The organism is Selenomonas bovis DSM 23594, assembly GCF_000381005.1.
Classification (GTDB): domain Bacteria; phylum Bacillota; class Negativicutes; order Selenomonadales; family Selenomonadaceae; genus Selenomonas_C; species Selenomonas_C bovis.
In genome coordinates, this window is the sequence record NZ_KB908439.1 from 1 (window position 1) to 3,123 (window position 3,123).

The window sequence follows — 3,123 nt, forward strand, 5'->3', positions numbered from 1 at the left end:
GCGGGCGTGCCAGTCATTGAAGAGTACGCGGCGCAGTTCTCCGCAAAAGTCAGGGAACAGTCAGCAGGCGAAGAGGGATGGTCGAAGATTCGCGATGCAATCGTGATTCCGTTCGCGGTGCAGATCGGCCTCTACATCGGCAAGCAGATCCTTCAGATGGTGCAGACGCAGACGGCGGCGGCATAAGGGTTTCAGCGGTTCAATTCTGGTTGCAATAGGTTGCAATAGGTTGCAAAAGGCGGCGGGGAGAAATCTCTGCCGCATTTTTGAGGCTTGTATCGATACAGTAACAAGTTACACACAAGTTACAAAAGTGCGCCAGAAGGCTAAAAAAACAGCATGCTCAGTTCTCGAAGCGTTGATTACTCGCTTTTCACGAGCACACAAGATCCCATCAGCATCAGCTGGTGGGATCTTTTTTATGTATCCATTCTAAAAGAAACTCACGGAAAAGGCGGCTTGCCTTTGTCGTGCGGACCTGCAGGTTTGCTACGAGATAGATCATCTGCCCGCCATTTTCTGCTTTCAGTCTTCGGCTCACGATATCTGGATGTGGGTATAGAGCATCCGCATAGTCGTAGCCGATGTTGATGGCCTTGTTTCCAAGGAGAAGCGCACGGATGATGCTTTCATCAGCCGTTTCCGCAAGGATGTGAATCTGTCGGCCGGGCACGAGGATGTGCTGGTCGATATTGTGGCGGAAGCAGTCATAGGCACGGCCTTTGCTGATGATGGTCTGACCGTCCAGGTCGTCATAGGTCAGAAACGGTTTTTTCGCCAGAGGATGTGATTTGTGCATCCGTACACTGTAATTGCTGAAAAAGAGGGGGATTCCCTCAAAACGCGTCTCGTCCAGCGGCCCCGTTACGATGGCAAAGTTGCATTGCTGCGCCGTCAATGCGGCTAGAGCCATGGCATCTGTCGTATCTACGATGCTGAGAATGATGGAAGGATACGCCTCATGGAAGTCGTTGATCAGAGGCGCACCGAGATAGGCGAGTACATGGTCGAGTGCATGAATGGTGACCACACTTTTTGACTGCGCCGCGAGCGTGTGGAGTCCGCGTATGGCGTCGTATTCTTCTAGGAGACGTTTTGCATGAGGCAGCAGGATTGTTGCGTAGTCTGTTGGCATGACTCCTTTTATGTTGCGTACAAAAAGCGGCTGCCCCAGCTCTTCCTCAAGCAGACGGATTACCTTGCTCACGCCCTGCCTTGAGACAAATAGCCTGTCTGCGGCTGTCTTTATGTTCTGTGTCTGATAAACGGTTACGAAATACTGAAGCTGTTTCTGATTCATAGAGCACCTCCTGTGCTCATTATAGCGCAACCATATCGTTGCTTCAATCCACTCTTTATCTTCTTTTCCCTGTGTCATGACTCCGCTATAATGAGGCATATAAAGAACGAGGAGGTTTTGCATACTATGAAAATCACACAGATCCGCAACGCGACTAACCGTCTGGTATATGCCGGTAAGACGTTTCTCATCGATCCCTGGCTTTCCCCGAGCCACATGTTCACTTTCGCCGACGTGCCCGGGCATCCCCTCCATATCCCTGACCAGGTGAAGGAGCATCTGCCGATGCCGTTCTATGACCTTCCCATGTCTACAGAAGAAATCCTGAAAGATGTCGACTGCGTCATCGTCACGCACCTCCATCCGGACCACATTGACATTTCTTTCGCCGACGGTACTGTAGGCGCCCCACTCGATAAGGCTGTACCCATTCTCTGCCAGAACGAAGAAGATGCGGTTGTCCTGAAGAAATCTGGATTTCAGGAGATCACCATCCTTCCGAAAGAAGGGATGAAAATAGGAGATGCCATCATCCGTCAGGTTCCCGCTCTCCACGGCACCTACCTCCCCTGCGGGAATGCCATGGGCGTCCTCTTTGAAGCAAAAGACGAAAAGACATTCTATCTTGCTGGCGATACCATCTGGTATGAGGAAGTCGCTACAACCATTGAGAAATTCCGACCAGGAGTAATCGCCCTCAATGCCTGTGCAGCGGAGACTCTCGAGAATGGCCGTCTGATCATGGGGGATGAAGATGTCTGGAATGTGTCGCTTGCAGCTCCTGATGCCAGACTTTATATCACGCATATGGATAACGTTCCCCATGCATCCATCACTCGCCATGTGATGCGCGGCCGCCTGGCTTCTCGTGGCGTCGTGAATTACGATATGCCAGCCGATGGCGAGAGCATTATATATTGATGGATAACAATCAATCATGATAAATGGAGGATACTTATGTCTATTGAACAGAATCGAAATACCGCTGTTAAATTCTATGAACGAATTGCTGCAAGAAAATTTAATCAGTTGGCTGAATTGTGTACGGATGATTTTGTATATTATCCTGATCTTCATACTGAACCGCTCAATCTACAAGGCTTTATTGATATGGAAAGTGCAAATATGTCGCCAACGAATGAGTATGATATGCAGTTAAAGTTCACGATTGCTGAAGCCAATCGTGTGGCGTGCTATCTGACCCTTGATGGTATTATACAGAGAGATGTCTATCTTGGACATGAAGCCAAGAAAGGGAACCGTATTTATATGGATTTCATGACGATGCTAAAATTCCGTGACGGAAAGATTTGCGAAAAACGTGCAAAATATAATATGGTAGATGTATTCCAGCAGGCGGGGTGCAAACTATTTGACTGAGATTTGCGTACAAGTTCGACAGATTCGTTTGCATGTGGCAACAAGATTTTGCTGTGGTAATTGTACAATATACAAGGAGACTGTCAATCCTTTATAAATCAAGAATTTTCAGCGACGTGCAGTTCTCGAAACGTTAAGTTTCAGAGTATCAAAGAGGATTACAAAAGCTCGTCAGCTCAATGCTGGCGGGCTTTTTCAGTTCTCTTTATTCTTGGAAAGGCGTTTCAGTGTATTAAAATTTCTCAATTCCCAATGAAATCTAGTTATTCGTTATTCGTTTACTGTGTAAATCCCCAAGAGCGCAAGCCGAAGGCGCAGCGTGATTGGCTGGATTTACTGCAAGGACGGGCGGGGCTGTTGCACGTATCAACAACGTGTAGCAGCCCCTTTTAGTTTGCAAAAAAATGTTGCCAAGGACTTAAAAATCCTTGGCAACAGGCGTA

3 protein-coding genes and 1 pseudogene are annotated in these 3,123 nt (G+C 48.0%); 3 read left to right on the top strand and 1 reads right to left on the bottom strand.

Annotated elements, in window-relative coordinates:
• Positions 1–186: pseudogene (locus F599_RS15805) on the top strand (hypothetical protein); the annotation flags it as partial.
• A gap of 214 nt (positions 187–400) precedes the next feature.
• On the opposite strand, the gene F599_RS0113025 reads toward F599_RS15805, so the two are convergent.
• A complete protein-coding gene (locus F599_RS0113025) occupies positions 401–1,300 on the bottom strand; it encodes a LysR family transcriptional regulator (protein ID WP_019543929.1) in 900 nt (299 codons plus the stop codon).
• A 126-nt stretch (positions 1,301–1,426) separates the two neighbouring features.
• On the opposite strand from F599_RS0113025, the gene F599_RS0113030 reads away from it, so the two are divergent.
• Positions 1,427–2,221, top strand: coding sequence for an MBL fold metallo-hydrolase (locus F599_RS0113030; RefSeq protein WP_019543930.1), 795 nt, complete (start codon positions 1,427–1,429; stop codon positions 2,219–2,221).
• A gap of 36 nt (positions 2,222–2,257) precedes the next feature.
• On the top strand, positions 2,258–2,680 hold the full coding sequence (locus F599_RS0113035) for an ester cyclase (RefSeq protein WP_019543931.1): 423 nt from the start codon (positions 2,258–2,260) through the stop codon (positions 2,678–2,680).
• Positions 2,681–3,123: the final 443 nt, after the last annotated feature.

What these genes read in the sequence shown, in the direction of transcription:
- F599_RS0113025 (WP_019543929.1), bottom strand. Translation starts at nt 1,300, where the DNA reads ATGAATCAGAAACAGCTTCAGTATTTCGTAACCGTTTATCAGACACAG.
- F599_RS0113035 (WP_019543931.1), top strand. Translation starts at nt 2,258, where the DNA reads ATGTCTATTGAACAGAATCGAAATACCGCTGTTAAATTCTATGAACGA.
- F599_RS0113030 (WP_019543930.1), top strand. Translation starts at nt 1,427, where the DNA reads ATGAAAATCACACAGATCCGCAACGCGACTAACCGTCTGGTATATGCC.